Here is a 15074-nt window from a genome sequence, read left to right on the forward strand (position 1 = left end):
ATCTGATACTTGCCCATTTTTAAGCTGCACCATTGCTTTTGAAAACTCTGGAACTAACGATTTTTCATTCACGTAACCTAAGTCACCACCATTTGGCGCAGATCCTGGATCCTTTGATTTGGCTTTAGCAATGTCTTCAAAATTTCCGCCTGACTTAATTTGTGCAATGATCGCTTTAGCATCTGACTCTTTTTCGACAAGAATGTGTTCTACATGGTATTCCTTGCCGCTATATTGTGATTTCATTGATTCGTAAGTAGCCTTGAGTTCAGCTTCTGTCACACCTTCTTTTTCTACGTAATCCTCAAACACTGCAGCTACTAATACGCCAACACGTGATTGTTCTAACTGCTCACGTACGGATTCCTTTTGTATAACACCACGCTTGTCTGCTTCTTGAATAATGAGCTCCCTAGTCACCAACATTTCGCGAGCTTGGTCACGTACTTGTGGATTATCAGGCTGACCCGATTTTTGAACTAATTTATCCAGTTGAGTCTTAGGAATTGCTTTGCCGTTCACTATGACAGCGTTTTGAGCGATTGCTACACCAGAGAGTAGGGTAGATGAGAAGCAGAGGCAAAGAAGATGTGATTTTTTTAGCATAATCGAGATATATAAAAAATAAGTGATAACAAGAGTGTAAAGCAGGCTACAGGCCCGCTTCCTCGGGGGTTTGGGCAACAATCGTCAAAGCATGAATTTCCTTGGGAATATGGCGGTTTAAAGCGCCATAAATGGCCCGATGACGAGCCACAAGACTCATTCCCTGAAATTCCGGGGCAATAATGCTGACCCTAAAATGGCCGCCACCACTAGCGGCACCGGCGTGCCCTGCATGTAAATGACTTTCATCTTCAATGACTAGGTTTTGTATTGCAAATGCCTTGCTTAAATCTTCCTGAAACCATTTCATACGGTCTTGGTTGATGCTCATTCCTCTGGATGCTCCATATGCTTAGATAGCCAAACCCCTTGAATAATGACAAAGACAATGAGTAAACCCGTGCTACCAAATAGCTTGAAATTCACCCATGTTTCCTCAGAAAATTCAAAGGCGATGTAAAGGTTGAGGGCGCCCATGAAAAAGAAGAATAGAGCCCAGGCATGATTGAGTTGATGCCAAACGGAATGTGAGCGTTCAGCCTTGAGTTGAATCTGCTTTCCCATCAGCACTTGAATCCAATTTTTATTAAAAAAATGGGCGCTAACAAGTAGTGCGCTAGAAAAAAGCCAATATAAAGCTGTTGGTTTAAGTTGAATAAATGTTTTGTCATGTAAGAAAATCGTGAGACTGCCAAAAACAATGATCATTACTAAGCTTACCCACTGCATTGCATCAATTTTGCGGTGACGGTAGTAAACCCAAAGAATTTGTCCAATGGTAGCCACCATAGCAACTATTGTTGCCGTATAGATATCTGCAACTTTAAATGCGATAAAAAAAAGAATGATGGGGAAGAGATCAAATAAGAATTTCATAGGGTGGAATTATCCATCTATTTGAGATGTGGACCTAAATGCCTTATTTGTCAGTTTTTTCGCTGACATTGATGCTTGGCTCAAATCGTAGGGATGCTGAGTTTATGCAATAACGCAATCCAGTAGGTCTTGGGCCATCATCAAATACATGCCCTAAGTGCGCATCACAATGAGCACATCTGACTTCCGTACGGATCATCCCGTGTGATATATCGCGCACTTCTTTAATAATGGATTTTTGGGCGGGTTCACTATAGCTTGGCCAACCGCAACCGGCATCAAATTTAGTCTCAGATAGAAAAAGTGGTGTCCCGCAGCAAACACAAGAGTACTTGCCCTGGTCCCAGTGATCCCAATATTTTCCAGTGAAAGGGGGTTCAGTGGCAGACTGCCTAGTGACACGATACTCCATATCACTCAATATTTTTTTATATTCCTCGTCTGTTTTATTCATATACAGCCTTTCAGTCATCTTTTCTTTTATTTTGACAAAATGTCTCTCTGTTTATGAGGAGCAACTAACTGCAACCTTTGTTATATCTGGCGGGGGAGGCAGTGCATAGTATTCAATCCCTATTTGCTCGCTAAAAGGATCGCTCATGACTTTGAGAAGCCTCCTGACTTCTGAAAAGTCGTGGTTCCGAGCTTTTTCAATGGCAGCTTGCGCTAAATGATTGCGTAGTACATATTTTGGATTAACTGAATGCATTGCATTCCTTCTGGAAGCGTCATTCTCATCTTCGATATCTAAGCGCAGTAAGTAATCATGCAGCCATTGATCAATGCTGGGCCGATCGATAAATAAATTTCTTAAAGAGATTTCATCAACGGCTTGCCCCTTTTTTACATAAGCTAATTGTCTGAATAGGGTGGTGAAATCCACTCTTGAATCATGCATTAACTGTAAAAGTCGTTCAATAAGCTTTATATCATCGGCATGCGCCTTAATAAGCCCCAATTTTTTTCTAAATAATGATTGCCATTCATCTGCAAAAATTGCTGGGAACTCATCAAGAGCATCTCGCAACAATACTTCAGCCTCCTTGGCATCGTATCGGCGCTGGAGAAGGGGCATAAATGCACTTGCTAGACAGGCCATATTCCAATGCATAATTTGCGGCTGACGATGGTAGGCATATCTACCGCTTTGATCGCTGTGGTTGCATATATGGTTAATATCAAATTGATCCATAAAACCAAACGGACCATAGTCCATAGTTAACCCTAAAACGCTGATGTTGTCGCTATTTAAGACGCCATGGCAAAATCCTACCGCTTGCCATTGAGCTACCAGTCTTGCATTGCGTTCACATATTTTTTTAAATAGCTCTAATTGGGGTTCTGGATGTGATGCGCATTGAGGGTAATGCTCCTTAATCAGTAGCTCTGCTAATTCTTGAAGGCGTGAAATATTTCCCTGAGCAGCGAAATGCTCAAAGTGTCCAATGCGCATAAAGCTTGGTGCTAAACGTGCACATACGGCCGCTGTTTCAATCGTTTCGCGGCGAACCGGCAAATCTGACCCTATGACAGAGAGTGCTCTAGTAGTGGGAATACCAAGACCGTGCATTGCCTCACTGCATAAAAACTCGCGAATGGATGAGCGCAGAACTGCTCGCCCATCCCCCATGCGGGAATAAATTGTCTTGCCAGCCCCTTTAAGCTGAAGTTCTTGCCCTTGTATTTCACCTAACAAGATGGCCCTTCCGTCGCCTAGCTGTCCAGCCCACACACCAAATTGATGACCACTATATACCGTGGAAATTGGGCTCGAAAAATGATGCGATGCGGTTTCTAGCGTGTTTCCAGCTAAAAGCTCTAACCACTTAGGGTCGGTCGGTAAACCGTCATCTCCTAAGTTCAGACCGATTAATTTTGCCGCAGACCGAGAGATGGCCACCCAATATGGATTAGGAATTGGGCTAGGTTGAGTCAAGCGACAAACGTCGCTCCCGCTTAATAAAAAGGCCATGCGGTTATTCTAGGAGGATTCCCAATTTAGTGCTTCAGCCCCTAAAATACATTCATGAATAAACAAGTCCAAATTAATCCGCAGACCCAATTAGCCAATCTGGGAGAGGAACTTAATGTTCCTTTTTTGAAACTGTTAGGTGTACGTTTTTTAAGTGCCGAGATGGGAAAAGGAGAAATTCTCCTCGCCCTTAAACCCGAACATACCAATACTTGGTCTGTTGCGCATGGCGGAGTTTTGCTTACACTGATGGATGTTGCAATGGCAGTAGCAGCAAGATCTGGTGATCCAAGCGATCGCAGCGTAGTCACCATAGAATTAAAAAACAACTTTATGCAGGCGGCAACAGGTATTCTGCGCGTCAAAGCAGATACTGTTCGCAGGACTGCAACCATGGCCTTTTGTGAGGCTAAGCTGTATAACGATCAAGGCGAAATCTGTTGTATGGCTACAGGCACGTTTCAATTTATCAAACGTTTGCCATCTAGAAATCAAGATGGCGATCGAGTGATTAACGAAGATCAGCGCACTTCGTAATTAAACCGAGAGGTTTGAACCTGGTGCTGGACTCAGTGCGCCTGTAATAACATCATGTCCCACGGTGCCAGTAGCATCGAAACGGCGCTCTACCATTTCAAACTGGCCATCTTTGCGTACTCTGAGAATAGTGCTTGAGCGTGTTCCATATGAAGGAGTTTTAATAAAAGCAGGGGAGAGTGCTTTTTCCCATTCCTTGCTAACACCAGTACTTGGAAGTTCGTGATCACTGGCATAACGGGTATCGGCTAAAACCTTGAGGTAGTGATCTGCGCCTTTTAGTTGCCCCTGGTCCATTGCTAAGACTTGCGCAAAAGCTGCCACGCGATGATTCACTTTAGGCCATGGGGTATCTAGCATGGCATTCGATAATCCATATACGCCGTTAGCTAAGGGTTGGTATGGAAATACCTTGCGGGGTCTCATGGTGCTTCCTATCACCATTCGATTGCTAACCCAATGCATTTCAGGGTTGGTGGGGTTGCTAAGGTCGGCCATTAAGAAATTAAAGCCGTTATATAAATGAAAGCGTTTTGCGTTTTCTTCTACAAAAGTGGCCGGCTTACTGTCGCTTGTTAAGTACATTAAAGAGAGTTCGCCTCGTGTACGGGCGTCGGGATTTTTTTCGCTTGGTGCACGCACATTGGTTACTGCGGCAAATTTTCCGGACTTTGTAAATCCAAGCCAGGTACCCGGACTTCCAAGGACATCTGCTCGATCTCTACCAGCCAATAAATGAGGATGCTCTGACCAATAGGAAATCCCATCCGTATTGCGTTCATAGAACTCATCACGATTGGCCGCAACCACTAATGAATAGTCGGGGTGTGAATTCCATGCGAAGAGAATTAAACACATAGCGCCATTAGATTTCTATTAAAGGGTAGGGCAATGGATCTAGTTTTAACACAGGTCCTTGTACGCTTCCTAGTCGGATTCCCCCACTGTTTAATGCCTCCAATTTGCACTCCACCTGCAAATCAACGCGATTGGACTCAAAACTACTCTCTGCAGATAAAACCACCATGCCGGCGGGTTGGTTGGCATCATCACTATGAAATATCTCAGTACCAGGCGTTGATGTTTCAATGCCATCATTAGACACATGACCCAAACATAATCGTCTTTTGATAACACCGCGATATTGGCTGCGTGCCACGATTTCTTGTCCTGGGTAACAACCTTTTTTAAAGTCAACACCGCCTACAGACTCAAAATTAATCATTTGAGGGACAAATTGCTCTTGAGTTGCTTGCACTATTCTTGGTATTGCACTTAATACCTCTAAATCATTCCATGTTTTTATAGCTTGATCATGAATCAGGCTTTGATTGGCGCTATGCTTTATGGCTATGAGGAGACGTTGAAAAGTTTGATCGTGATGTTGAACAGCGGGAATCTCAATGCCAATTTGCCCCTCATCTACAGAGGTATCTGCTCCAGAATTGCTAGTAAATGCGCCAAAGACACTCCATTCATTTGATACATCCGTTACTGTCACTTTTGCGCGCAGTACAAACATGGACAATCTTTTCGCTGTGCTCGCAGCGATATCTCTTGATAAAAAAAGTACAAAGCGATCATTCGAAGTGGCATCGACTGTGGAGGATGATAGCCACGCACTTGCTAATAATCTTCCCTTTGGACTGCAGTAGCCAACCAGTTTCACCGAGGAGTGCAATTTGGCTACTTTTGGCGAATATGTGCGGCTGAGACCTAAAACTGAATTGGTAAGCTGATTTTGTAAAAAGTGCGAGGCGTCAGGGCCTTCTACAAAGATCAAACCCCAGGAGGGTAAAAGGGTATGCCCCGAATACAAGGGCTCGCTAGGTGCAGGGGTGATTTGGCTGTTATTTGTCATCTTCCTTTTATCATAGCTTGATGCGCAAAAAAAATCAGGGGGGCTCGCTATTTCAAAAAGCAGCTACCAAAATACATACCTTTCGATCCTGGGTTATAGGAATATCAATATTTCTTGTCCTGGTCTACGGATATATTTTTTTGTGGCCTGTTGTGCCAAATCAATCGAATACTCAGGATGCTGCGGTTTATAAAGTTAAGATAACGCCACAATCTAGTCTTGCCAGTATTGCACAACAACTACAAAACCAAGGACTATCAACTCACACATTACCGCTACAAATCAGCGCTAAGGCTTTGCTAGTGGGATCCAAATTAAAGCCAGGGACTTATTTGCTACCATTAAATGCAAGCCTTGGGAAAGTGCTATTGCAAATTGCACGCGGAGATCGAGTAAAAGAAAGTATTACCATCATTCCAGGCATGACTATCTGGCAACTCAGAGGTCAGATAGATTCTCACCCAGCCTTAATTCATCAAACTAAAGGATTAAGCTCCAAGGCATTGCTGCAAAGCTTAAATCTCGATTTTCCTAGTGTTGAAGGATTATTTTTTCCTGATACCTATGTCTTTGATCCCGATGAACTAGATATCAATATTTATCGCAGGGCATCTCAAGCCATGCAAAAGCAATTAGCTCAAGCTTGGATGCAAAGACCATCTGAATCCCCCTTGAAAACTCCTTATGAGCTACTGATTTTGTCGTCCATTATTGAAAAGGAGACGGGTAAATCGAGTGATCGAGGTCTTGTTTCAGCCGTATTCATTAATCGACTATCAAAAGGAATGTTGCTGCAGACCGATCCGACGGTTATTTATGGAATTGGGCCGCGTTTTGATGGAAATCTACGTAAAGCGGATCTGCGTAGAGATACTCCATACAATACCTATATGCGAAAAGGTTTGCCTCCATCACCCATAGCTATGCCAAGCAAGGAATCCATCCAGGCTGCTATTCATCCAGCAAAAAGTAACGCCTTATATTTTGTTGCAAAAGGCGATGGCAGCAGTCACTTTTCAGAATCGCTTGCAGAGCACGAATCTGCAGTAAACCGTTATCAACGAAAATCATCCTCAAACGCTAATTAATATGACATCAACCCTTCCTGGATACTTTATTAGTTTTGAAGGCATCGATGGTGCAGGCAAAAGCACCCATATCGATTCATTTTGTAAATTAATGAAGGAGCGCTTCCCAAGTCGCGAAGTGGTATTAACGCGTGAACCTGGTGGAACCCCGTTAGGCGAACAATTGCGTAGCCTGCTGTTAGATGCCCCCATGAATTTAGAAACTGAGGCGCTATTGATGTTTGCAGCGCGACGTGAACATATTGCTCAAGTAATTGAGCCTGCACTATTGGCGGGAAAAGTGGTGATTTCCGATCGCTTCACTGACGCCAGCTTTGCCTATCAAGGTGGGGGAAGGGGTTTGAGTATTAGCAAGCTCAATGATTTAGAAAAATGGGTTCAAGGTCGCCCCGATGGTTCAATCTTGCAACCCAACTTGACGATTCTTTTTGATTTACCTGGTGAGATTGCTGAGGCCCGTCGTTCAAAAGTGCGAGCTCCAGATAAATTTGAAAAGATGAACCTGGACTTCTTTGATAAAGTTCGCCAAGAATATTTAAGACGCGCAAATGAAAATCCACAGCGATTCCATTTGGTGGATGCCACTAAAACACCAGACGCCATTTGGAGCGAGCTCGAAGCAATTCAAATTCATCTTTAAATGACCAACCCAATCGTATCTGCCCAAACCGAAGCAAGGATTCCACCCTGGCTGCAACCCATCTGGGATTCATTGAACTTTGCTAAGACCCCTCATGCAATTTTGCTGCATGGTCAATCTGGTATTGGCAAATTTGCTTTTGCAATTGAATTAGCAAAAGGGTTGTTATGTGAAACCTCAGGGGGTGTTAAGCCATGCAACCAATGCGAGGCCTGTCATTGGTTTAACACTGGAAACCACCCAGACTTTATTGCTCTCGTGCCCGAAACGCATCGCAAGCTTTTACCTCAGGAGAATTTCGAAAGTGACGAGGTGCCCAAGCGCAGTAAAGCTGCCAAAGAAGATGTCGAGAGCGACTCAAACGAAAAGAAAGAGAAGAAAAATATCTCTATAGAAGAAACGCGTAATGCTATTGAAGGTTTATCGATTGGAACTCATAGAGGTGGTAATCGAGTCATCTTGATTTATCCGCTCGAGTTATTGCGCTCTGATGCTGCCAATACCCTGCTGAAATCATTAGAGGAGCCACCAGCAAATACGATTTTTCTTCTCTTGGCAGATCGAGTGGAGCGTGTATTGCCGACAATACGATCACGCTGTCGCTTGCTAGCCGCGCCTAGACCTGAACGTGACGTCGGTTTATCCTGGCTAAAGAATCAAATACATGCTGTTGCAGGGCTAACATTAAGCGAATCTGAAATGGAGGCCGCTTATGACGAGCAGGGCGGGGCGCCATTCGCGGTGTATGACTTTATTATTGCCCGCCATCATCAGGATGATAAGGATGAGCTAGGGGCATCTATTGCAGCCTCACGCATCTTATTGCAGGCAATGGCACAAGGTGCTCGTGCGCCATGGTTCGAAACAGCAGAAAAAATCCACAAAGTTCAGCTAGGATACTTGCTAGCAACCATGCAACGATGGGTTGCTGATCTTCAGGCTGTTTCGCAATCTGGTACTCCGCGCTATTACCCAAGGCATCTATCCGTATTGCAAAGTCTCTCGCAGCAGGCTAAGCAGGCAAAACTGTTAGCATTTTGGAAGTCCTTGCTTCAAGCAAGAAAGGCGGAAAACCATCCATTAGCCAATCGTATTCAGATTGAGGCGCTCCTCTCGCAATATCAGCAGGTATTTGAAGGCTAGCAGCTCACACGAATATTGATCTAGGCAGTCTAAAATTGAGCTATGTTTATAGATTCGCACTGCCACCTCGACTTTCCTGAATTTCAACATCGCCTCCCTGAGGTTTTGGCAAATATGAAATCAGCCAAGGTAACTCATGCGCTTTGCGTATCGGTTGATATCCCTGATTTTCCTAAGGTTCTCAAGCTCGCCCAAGAGCACCCCCATTTGTATGCCTCAGTAGGCGTTCATCCGGACTATGAAGATACTCCTGAACCATCTGTTGAGTTTCTAGTAGAGATGGCTAAAACGCACTCAAAAATTATCGCTATCGGTGAAACCGGTCTTGATTATTACCGCATGGGTGACCGAAGCTATGAATCCCTAGAGTGGCAGCGTAATCGCTTTAGAACTCACATTAGGGCGGCACTTGAAGCCAAAAAGCCATTGATCATTCACACCAGATCAGCCTCTGAAGATACGATCAAAATATTAAAAAGTGAGGGCGCTGATGCCATTGGCGGTGTCATGCATTGCTTTACTGAATCTTTGGATGTTGCCAAGCAAGCCATGGAAATGGGATTTTTTATCTCCTTTTCTGGAATTGTCACCTTTAAAAGTGCTAAAGAATTACAAGAAACCTGCAAACAGGTTCCGTTAGAGCGCATGCTGATTGAAACTGATTCGCCATATTTGGCGCCAATTCCTTATAGAGGCAAGACGAACGAACCGGCATGGGTTTCGAAGGTTGGTCAATTTATTGCTGATCTTAAAGGCATCACTGCGGAAGAACTTGCCACGGTTACTACAAGTAATTTTTTTCAATGTTTTCAATTAAATAGAGAATTTAATTAATGTTGATTCGATATTTTTTTACTTTGTCACTTTATGTTATTTTAGGGCCTATCAACCTATGTTTGGCTCAAACTTCGGCTCAAATTCTTGATTTTTCTCGAGCGGCAAAATTTGATGATCCAGGGCAAGTTAGGGCGCTTTTAACTGCAGGCATCAGCCCAAATACGGTGGATGCCAAGGGTGAACCAATGCTTGTGATCGCAATTCGAGACAAATCTGCGTTAGTCACAGAATTATTGTTAAACCAGAAATCGATTGATGTGGATTTATCGAACCTCAATGGGGAAACGCCCCTGATGATGGCTTCTATTGCAGGTGATTTGCCGGTTGTTAAAAAATTAGTGCTAGAAAAAAAGGCAAAAGTTGATCATATTGGATGGACGCCGTTGCATTACGCCTGCGCAAAGGGTCAGGTTGAGGTTGCACAATTTTTAGTTGCCAACGGTGCAGATGTGAATGCGCGTAGTTTGAATGGAACAACGCCATTAATGATGGCTGCTCAATCTGGAAACGAAATCCTTATTAAATTTTTATTAGATAAAGGAGCGGATATTCAACTGCGTAATCAGCTTGGATTTTCTGTCATTGATATAGCTGAGATATATCAAAAGCCTTGGATTGCTAAGGGCCTAGAATCGCGCTGGCAAAAGCTCTATAAAGAGCCTTATCCAGGGCTAAATAAGAATGCCCCAAAGGATTCATCTTAATCTACTTTGCGTATAATCATTATTATGTCAAATAAGATATTTTTATTACTTTCTAGGTCCTAGTAACCATGCTCTCCTTCATTCACAATGCTGACCTCCCTAGCTTCATTACTCTCTACAACGAGATAAATACCGATATGGGAAATAGTCAGATATGGGTCATGGTGATGTCTGCCTGCCTCATGCTTGCTGTGCATGCGATCGTTGTATTAGGAATCGCAGGTGCTTTTCATGCGATTGATGACGTAATGACCAGGCGCCGCATCTTTGGAGCCAGTTTTTTATCGTACTTCATAGCCATATTGCTGGTGATTGCCATTCACTTGGTTGAAATTGTGGTTTGGGCCTATATTTGTGTTGCCCTAAAGGTATTCCCAACAAATCCTCAGACCTTTTACTTTGCCGGTGAAATGTACACCACCGTAGGCTACGGTGACTACAAGTTAGCTGAACAATGGAAAATTCTACCTATCATCATTTCCTTCTCAGGAATCTTTGCGGTCTCCATGTCTGGCGCAGCGTTATATACGATGATGGGCGCTCTATTAGGTCATAACAGCCAGAAACAGGCAAATACCAAAGGATCCTAGGGTCTGATGCCTGCAGGCACGGGATTCTTTTGCCTAAAAACTAGTTCGAGCACCCTGCCATTGGATTCTAGTGAACGTATTCTGCCAGGTAGCCAGTCTAGGTCTTTAGCCAGCCAAATATCCACCTGACGCTTCCATGGATCGTTTTCTCTTTGCATTAAGGCGTAATGGCGGTTGACGGTTTTACCAAGGCTAGGTATATCCTCATTCAATGCCTCGCCATAGCTCTTGAATTGCCAATCCTCAAGAGTGTTGTAATCAACAACGGGAATAGATCGGATTGTGCCTGCTTCATCCATTTTGCTGTTGCCGTTTAAAAGAGATGCCAATTGAAAGATGAGGCTAAATCGATCTTGAGTGCCCGGGGCAATTGCAGGTGTAAATTCTGGTTTCTCAGAGAAAAACATTTGCCCCCCACCCTTGCCGTCTCGATCAAAACGAGAATAGCGAGGCGTTCTTGAGCCTCTTTGTGACCAATAAATAATCGGCGCAATTCCGTATGCATCGACAGTTCCGCGGGACTCAAAAACAAAGGGGCCTACAAATGCATACGGGATATTGACATAGAGACGATAGTCATTCCCCTCAACAATCCAATCAATTTCTGCAGTTTGATATTTTTGGCCATCTACATAAGCGTCGTAATACAAAATGCCGGGATTGGGTAGCTTAAAGGCCAAGCCGGGTTGAGAGGCATTGCCACCCTGCTCTCTACTCGCTTCAGCGCTCTCAGATAAATTTGTGGAGGAGTTTGTAATCCCGGCCTCTTTTTTGGGCGATTGTGTCATTTGAATTTTCTTAGGAGGCTCCGCTTTAATCTCGGTCCTAATAATCAGATCATCGGCAATTTCTGGAGCACTACTAAAACTAAATAATGGCAAACCAAAAAAGAGGATGAAGTGGCCAATTAAAGACAGCAGTATTGCTATGAGAATGATTCTCAAAGAATGCAAACGAATTACTGGAATTAAATTGGACTGCACCGTTTACCAGGAATTGTTTACAAGTAAACGACTAGTCTTTGGAAGGTTGGCTGCCAAAAAATCCATTTGATCGGCCAATATATTGCGGCCACGCAAAATCATGTCTTCATAAAGACTGGGCATATATGGGGCGTATAACAAACCCATTCCCGCTTGCTCGGGTGTTCGATTTCCTTTGCGCTGATTACAAGGCCTGCATGATATGACTAGATTCATCCAAGAATATCGGCCACCACGACTATGGGGAATAATATGTTCTGCTTCAGCCTGATGTTCGAATATTGAATTACCACAGTAAGCACATAGACCGCGATCCCGCTTGAACAATTTATGCTTCGTGATTGCCGGGACAACCTCAAACAGATTTATTTTTGATGCGCCCTTTACTGCAATGATTGAATGCAATTCAATAATGGACTGCTTGCCATTGGTGCGAGAGATTCCGCCTCGCATTTGTTTAATAGGGCTACCTAATGTCCACAATACGCTGGAATCGGCATAATGTTTGGTGGCCTCTTCAGCATTGACCCAACCCTGTGGAATTCCACCTGCGTCTAGCTTCAAGATGCTCAGCACAAACTCTCCTTTCTAGATCAAGTCGTCTCGCTTTGATCGTTAATTCATCTTACTGAAGAAGTGGCTGGCAAGCAATAATGGCGCTATTTGGCGCAAATGAAATCAATGACTTTGGGAAGATGGTCGGCATAGTTAGAGATTCCATGGTCACTTCCTTCCAATACCAACTGCTTAGCGCCTTGATAAAAATCGACCATCTCGCGCCAATCCAATAACTCGTCACCTTTTGCTGCAATCAAAAAATATCGAGAAGGATTGGAAATCTTCTCGATCTGCAATTCCTTAAGTTCGTTAATGTATTCAGGACGAAAATCAAAAGGCTCATCACTATCGTATGCCGTCATCATGCCAACATGCGGAGCAAGTTCACGAGCTGCTCTAACGGCTGGATTAAGAGCAATCGCCTTACACGAATATTTTTCAGCTAAAAAATTCGCATAAAAACCACCAAGAGATGAACCCACTACAACTATTTGATCTGCAGAAGATTGGTTAATGTGGTTTGTTACCATCTCCATGCTTTCTTTTGGCGATGCAAGCAATTGAGGGCAATACCATTCAATCGGATTGTTCGCATTAGAAATCTTTTTTATGGCTTCCTGCGTCATCACCGCTTTGCTTGAATTCGGGGATGAACGAAAGCCATGCAAATAAACAAGTAAGGTAGATGCCATGAGCTATTTTTCGCCAGAGTTTTGGCCAATCTCAAAATTAGCCATATTTTCAAGGGCTTTAACCATTGCTGAATGATCCCATGCCTTACCGCCATGCGCCGCACATGCATTAAATAATTCTTGTGCAGTGGCTGTATTAGGCAATGACACCCCTAGAGCTCGAGCACTATTTAAAGCGAGATTTAAATCTTTTTGATGCAATTCAATCCGAAATCCAGGATTAAATGTCCGATTAATCATCCTCTCACCATGGACTTCTAAAATTTTAGAGCCGGCAAACCCCCCCATCAATGCTTGTCTAACCTTGGCAGGATCCGCACCTGCTTTAGAAGCAAATAACAAAGCCTCACCAACTGCCTCAATGTTTAATGCAACAATGATTTGATTGGCCACTTTGGCTGTTTGCCCATCACCGTTTGCGCCAACCAAATTAATATTTTTCCCCATTAATTCGAATATTGGCTTCACCTGGTTAAAGGCTACCTCATTGCCGCCTACCATAATGGAAAGCGTCGCATTCTTAGCCCCTACTTCACCACCCGATACAGGGGCGTCTAAATATTCGCAGCCAAGTGCATTGACTTTCTTGGCATACTCTTTAGTATCAATTGGCGATATGGAGCTCATATCAACCACAATTTTTCCTTTGGTTAGGCCAGCTGCAATACCATTTTCCCCGAACAACACTTTTTGAACGTCAGGCGTGTCAGGTAGCATCATAAAAATGATGTCGGCGTTTTCAGCAACCTCTTTAGAGGTATGGCATTGGATTGCCGAGGAGGCAGCAAGATCAGCTGGAACCTTACTTCGCGTATGAATATATACGGTATATCCAGCATTAATTAAGTGTCCGGCCATGGGAGAGCCCATGATGCCAAGGCCTACAAATCCTAGTTTGGTTGAGTTATTCATATTGTCTCCGAAATTAATAATGCGTTTTTATTGAATTTGATCGATCCAGCCTAGACCTGCTTCAGTTGTATTGGCAGGTTTATATTCGCAACCGATCCAACCTTCATATCCTAATCTATCTAAGAGTTTAAATAGAAAGCTGTAATTAATTTCCCCAGTGCCAGGCTCATTTCTGCCTGGATTGTCGGCTATTTGAATATGTGCAATCTTTGCAAAATATTTTTCAATAGTTGCAGCCAATTCACCTTCCATTCTTTGAGCATGGTAAATGTCATATTGAATGTAAAGGTTTTTTGCTCCAACTTCAGCCAATATTTCATTGGCCTGTTTGGTGGTATTTAAGAAAAAACCTGGTATGTCAAAAGTATTAATTGGCTCAATTAATAGATTTAAATTAGCGTTCTCAAATTCAGCGGCTGCATAAGTTAGATTTTCAACAAATGTTTGATGCAACTCTTTGTGATTCGCGTCAACGGGTGCTTTACCTGCGAGGCAATTAAGTTGCTTAACCTTCAAGGCTTTTGCATACTCAATTGCCATGCTTACGCTTTCCCGAAATTCTTGCTTTCTGTCAGGCAAGCAAGCGATACCACGTTCACCAGAATCCCAGTTGCCCGCTGGTAAGTTATGCAAGACTAGATTAAGTTTGTATTGGTCTAATAGCTGTCGTATTTCAGTCGCTGAATATGCATAGGGAAATAGAAACTCAACCGCATGAAAGCCCGCATGATGAGCCCTTTCAAATCGTTCAAGAAAAGGGACTTCATTAAAGAGCATCGTTAAATTAGCAGCAAATTTGGGCATTTATAACTTTTTTATTTAATTATTTAGCTCCTGGAATATTAACAAAGATATGTCTTTTATTCATGGTCACGAGAATTTTGATTTTCGTGTAAATCTGTTTAAAAGTAGGCTAATATAAAAAGTAGATGTATTTATTAATTAAAAAGGAAAAAAATGAAAGTTAAATTAGCATGTCTCTCTTTGGCGGCATTTATTGCCCTACCCTACACGCTCACTAGCCATGCTCAAACCAAGCCTACAATTATCGATGCAGCTGCCATAGATCTGTCTC

At 43.1% G+C, this 15074-nt stretch carries 19 protein-coding genes; 7 read left to right on the plus strand and 12 right to left on the minus strand.

Annotated features, from left to right (window positions below):
• From KIH43_RS00955 to KIH43_RS00975, 5 genes are all read right to left on the minus strand, one after another.
• Nucleotides 1-606 (minus strand): peptidylprolyl isomerase (locus KIH43_RS00955; RefSeq protein WP_297716803.1); only part of this gene is annotated, 606 nt, incomplete at its 3' end.
• A 46-nt stretch (nt 607-652) separates the two neighbouring features.
• Nucleotides 653-937, minus strand: coding sequence for a BolA family protein (locus KIH43_RS00960; protein ID WP_297716805.1), 285 nt, complete (start codon nt 935-937; stop codon nt 653-655).
• Complete coding sequence (locus KIH43_RS00965; protein ID WP_297716807.1) at nt 934-1482, minus strand: septation protein A; 549 nt, start codon at nt 1480-1482, stop codon at nt 934-936. Before KIH43_RS00965 ends, KIH43_RS00960 begins: the two co-directional genes overlap by 4 nt.
• A gap of 43 nt (nt 1483-1525) precedes the next feature.
• Nucleotides 1526-1936 carry a peptide-methionine (R)-S-oxide reductase MsrB gene (msrB, locus tag KIH43_RS00970; protein ID WP_366069208.1) on the minus strand — a complete coding sequence of 137 codons (411 nt, stop codon included), beginning with the start codon at nt 1934-1936 and terminating at the stop codon, nt 1526-1528.
• A gap of 51 nt (nt 1937-1987) precedes the next feature.
• Nucleotides 1988-3454: a protein adenylyltransferase SelO gene (locus KIH43_RS00975; RefSeq protein WP_297716809.1), complete on the minus strand. Its 1467-nt coding sequence runs from the start codon at nt 3452-3454 to the stop codon at nt 1988-1990.
• Nucleotides 3455-3508: 54 nt separating this feature from the next.
• Between KIH43_RS00975 and KIH43_RS00980 the strand changes: the two genes are divergently transcribed.
• A complete protein-coding gene (locus tag KIH43_RS00980; protein ID WP_296967609.1) occupies nt 3509-3991 on the plus strand; it encodes a PaaI family thioesterase in 483 nt (160 codons plus the stop codon).
• Here KIH43_RS00980 and KIH43_RS00985 read toward each other — a convergent pair whose 3' ends face one another.
• Together KIH43_RS00985 and KIH43_RS00990 are read right to left on the minus strand one after the other, a co-directional pair.
• Nucleotides 3992-4849: an NRDE family protein gene (locus KIH43_RS00985; RefSeq protein WP_297716811.1), complete on the minus strand. Its 858-nt coding sequence runs from the start codon at nt 4847-4849 to the stop codon at nt 3992-3994.
• Nucleotides 4850-4856: 7 nt separating this feature from the next.
• Nucleotides 4857-5852, minus strand: a complete 996-nt coding sequence (locus KIH43_RS00990) for a folate-binding protein (RefSeq protein ID WP_297716813.1) — start codon at nt 5850-5852, stop codon at nt 4857-4859.
• Between the two features lie 20 nt (nt 5853-5872).
• On the opposite strand from KIH43_RS00990, the gene mltG reads away from it, so the two are divergent.
• The 6 genes from mltG to KIH43_RS01020 all read left to right on the plus strand — a co-directional run bounded on the left by mltG (nt 5873) and on the right by KIH43_RS01020 (nt 10854).
• Nucleotides 5873-6940: an endolytic transglycosylase MltG gene (mltG, locus tag KIH43_RS00995; RefSeq protein ID WP_297716815.1), complete on the plus strand. Its 1068-nt coding sequence runs from the start codon at nt 5873-5875 to the stop codon at nt 6938-6940.
• 1 nt (nt 6941) lies between these two features.
• A complete protein-coding gene (gene tmk, locus KIH43_RS01000) occupies nt 6942-7580 on the plus strand; it encodes a dTMP kinase (RefSeq protein ID WP_297716817.1) in 639 nt (212 codons plus the stop codon).
• A complete protein-coding gene (locus KIH43_RS01005) occupies nt 7581-8723 on the plus strand; it encodes a DNA polymerase III subunit delta' (RefSeq protein WP_297716819.1) in 1143 nt (380 codons plus the stop codon). It begins immediately after the preceding gene.
• Nucleotides 8724-8765: 42 nt separating this feature from the next.
• A complete protein-coding gene (locus KIH43_RS01010; protein ID WP_297716821.1) occupies nt 8766-9557 on the plus strand; it encodes a TatD family hydrolase in 792 nt (263 codons plus the stop codon).
• Between the two features lie 62 nt (nt 9558-9619).
• A complete protein-coding gene (locus KIH43_RS01015) occupies nt 9620-10264 on the plus strand; it encodes an ankyrin repeat domain-containing protein (RefSeq protein WP_297716823.1) in 645 nt (214 codons plus the stop codon).
• A gap of 68 nt (nt 10265-10332) precedes the next feature.
• A complete protein-coding gene (locus KIH43_RS01020; protein ID WP_296967592.1) occupies nt 10333-10854 on the plus strand; it encodes an ion channel in 522 nt (173 codons plus the stop codon).
• Here the strand turns inward: KIH43_RS01020 and KIH43_RS01025 are convergent.
• The 5 genes from KIH43_RS01025 to hyi form a co-directional block, all read right to left on the minus strand.
• The gene (locus KIH43_RS01025) at nt 10851-11798 is read right to left on the minus strand and encodes a DUF3108 domain-containing protein (protein WP_297716825.1); all 948 of its coding nucleotides are present in this window, start codon (nt 11796-11798) and stop codon (nt 10851-10853) included. The genes KIH43_RS01020 and KIH43_RS01025 overlap by 4 nt on opposite strands.
• 42 nt (nt 11799-11840) lie before the next feature.
• Complete coding sequence (locus KIH43_RS01030) at nt 11841-12410, minus strand: HNH endonuclease (RefSeq protein WP_297716835.1); 570 nt, start codon at nt 12408-12410, stop codon at nt 11841-11843.
• 86 nt (nt 12411-12496) lie between these two features.
• Nucleotides 12497-13087 (minus strand): YqiA/YcfP family alpha/beta fold hydrolase, encoded by a 591-nt coding sequence (locus tag KIH43_RS01035; protein WP_297716827.1) that lies wholly within the window; start codon nt 13085-13087, stop codon nt 12497-12499.
• A gap of 3 nt (nt 13088-13090) precedes the next feature.
• On the minus strand, nt 13091-13999 hold the full coding sequence (glxR, locus tag KIH43_RS01040) for a 2-hydroxy-3-oxopropionate reductase (RefSeq protein ID WP_297716829.1): 909 nt from the start codon (nt 13997-13999) through the stop codon (nt 13091-13093).
• A 27-nt stretch (nt 14000-14026) separates the two neighbouring features.
• Nucleotides 14027-14803: a hydroxypyruvate isomerase gene (gene hyi, locus KIH43_RS01045; RefSeq protein ID WP_297716831.1), complete on the minus strand. Its 777-nt coding sequence runs from the start codon at nt 14801-14803 to the stop codon at nt 14027-14029.
• Nucleotides 14804-15074 lie beyond the last annotated feature (271 nt).

The organism is Polynucleobacter sp. (assembly GCF_018500155.2).
Classification (GTDB): Bacteria; Pseudomonadota; Gammaproteobacteria; order Burkholderiales; family Burkholderiaceae; genus Polynucleobacter.

Coding starts and splice junctions, on each gene's coding strand:
- KIH43_RS00960 (WP_297716805.1), bottom strand. CDS start 937: ATGAGCATCAACCAAGACCGTATGAAATGGTTTCAGGAAGATTTAAGC.
- KIH43_RS00965 (WP_297716807.1), bottom strand. CDS start 1,482: ATGAAATTCTTATTTGATCTCTTCCCCATCATTCTTTTTTTTATCGCA.
- msrB (WP_366069208.1), bottom strand. CDS start 1,936: ATGAATAAAACAGACGAGGAATATAAAAAAATATTGAGTGATATGGAG.
- KIH43_RS00975 (WP_297716809.1), bottom strand. CDS start 3,454: ATGGCCTTTTTATTAAGCGGGAGCGACGTTTGTCGCTTGACTCAACCT.
- KIH43_RS00980 (WP_296967609.1), top strand. CDS start 3,509: ATGAATAAACAAGTCCAAATTAATCCGCAGACCCAATTAGCCAATCTG.
- KIH43_RS00985 (WP_297716811.1), bottom strand. CDS start 4,849: ATGTGTTTAATTCTCTTCGCATGGAATTCACACCCCGACTATTCATTA.
- KIH43_RS00990 (WP_297716813.1), bottom strand. CDS start 5,852: ATGACAAATAACAGCCAAATCACCCCTGCACCTAGCGAGCCCTTGTAT.
- mltG (WP_297716815.1), top strand. CDS start 5,873: ATGCGCAAAAAAAATCAGGGGGGCTCGCTATTTCAAAAAGCAGCTACC.
- tmk (WP_297716817.1), top strand. CDS start 6,942: ATGACATCAACCCTTCCTGGATACTTTATTAGTTTTGAAGGCATCGAT.
- KIH43_RS01005 (WP_297716819.1), top strand. CDS start 7,581: ATGACCAACCCAATCGTATCTGCCCAAACCGAAGCAAGGATTCCACCC.
- KIH43_RS01010 (WP_297716821.1), top strand. CDS start 8,766: ATGTTTATAGATTCGCACTGCCACCTCGACTTTCCTGAATTTCAACAT.
- KIH43_RS01020 (WP_296967592.1), top strand. CDS start 10,333: ATGCTCTCCTTCATTCACAATGCTGACCTCCCTAGCTTCATTACTCTC.
- KIH43_RS01035 (WP_297716827.1), bottom strand. CDS start 13,087: ATGGCATCTACCTTACTTGTTTATTTGCATGGCTTTCGTTCATCCCCG.
- glxR (WP_297716829.1), bottom strand. CDS start 13,999: ATGAATAACTCAACCAAACTAGGATTTGTAGGCCTTGGCATCATGGGC.
- hyi (WP_297716831.1), bottom strand. CDS start 14,803: ATGCCCAAATTTGCTGCTAATTTAACGATGCTCTTTAATGAAGTCCCT.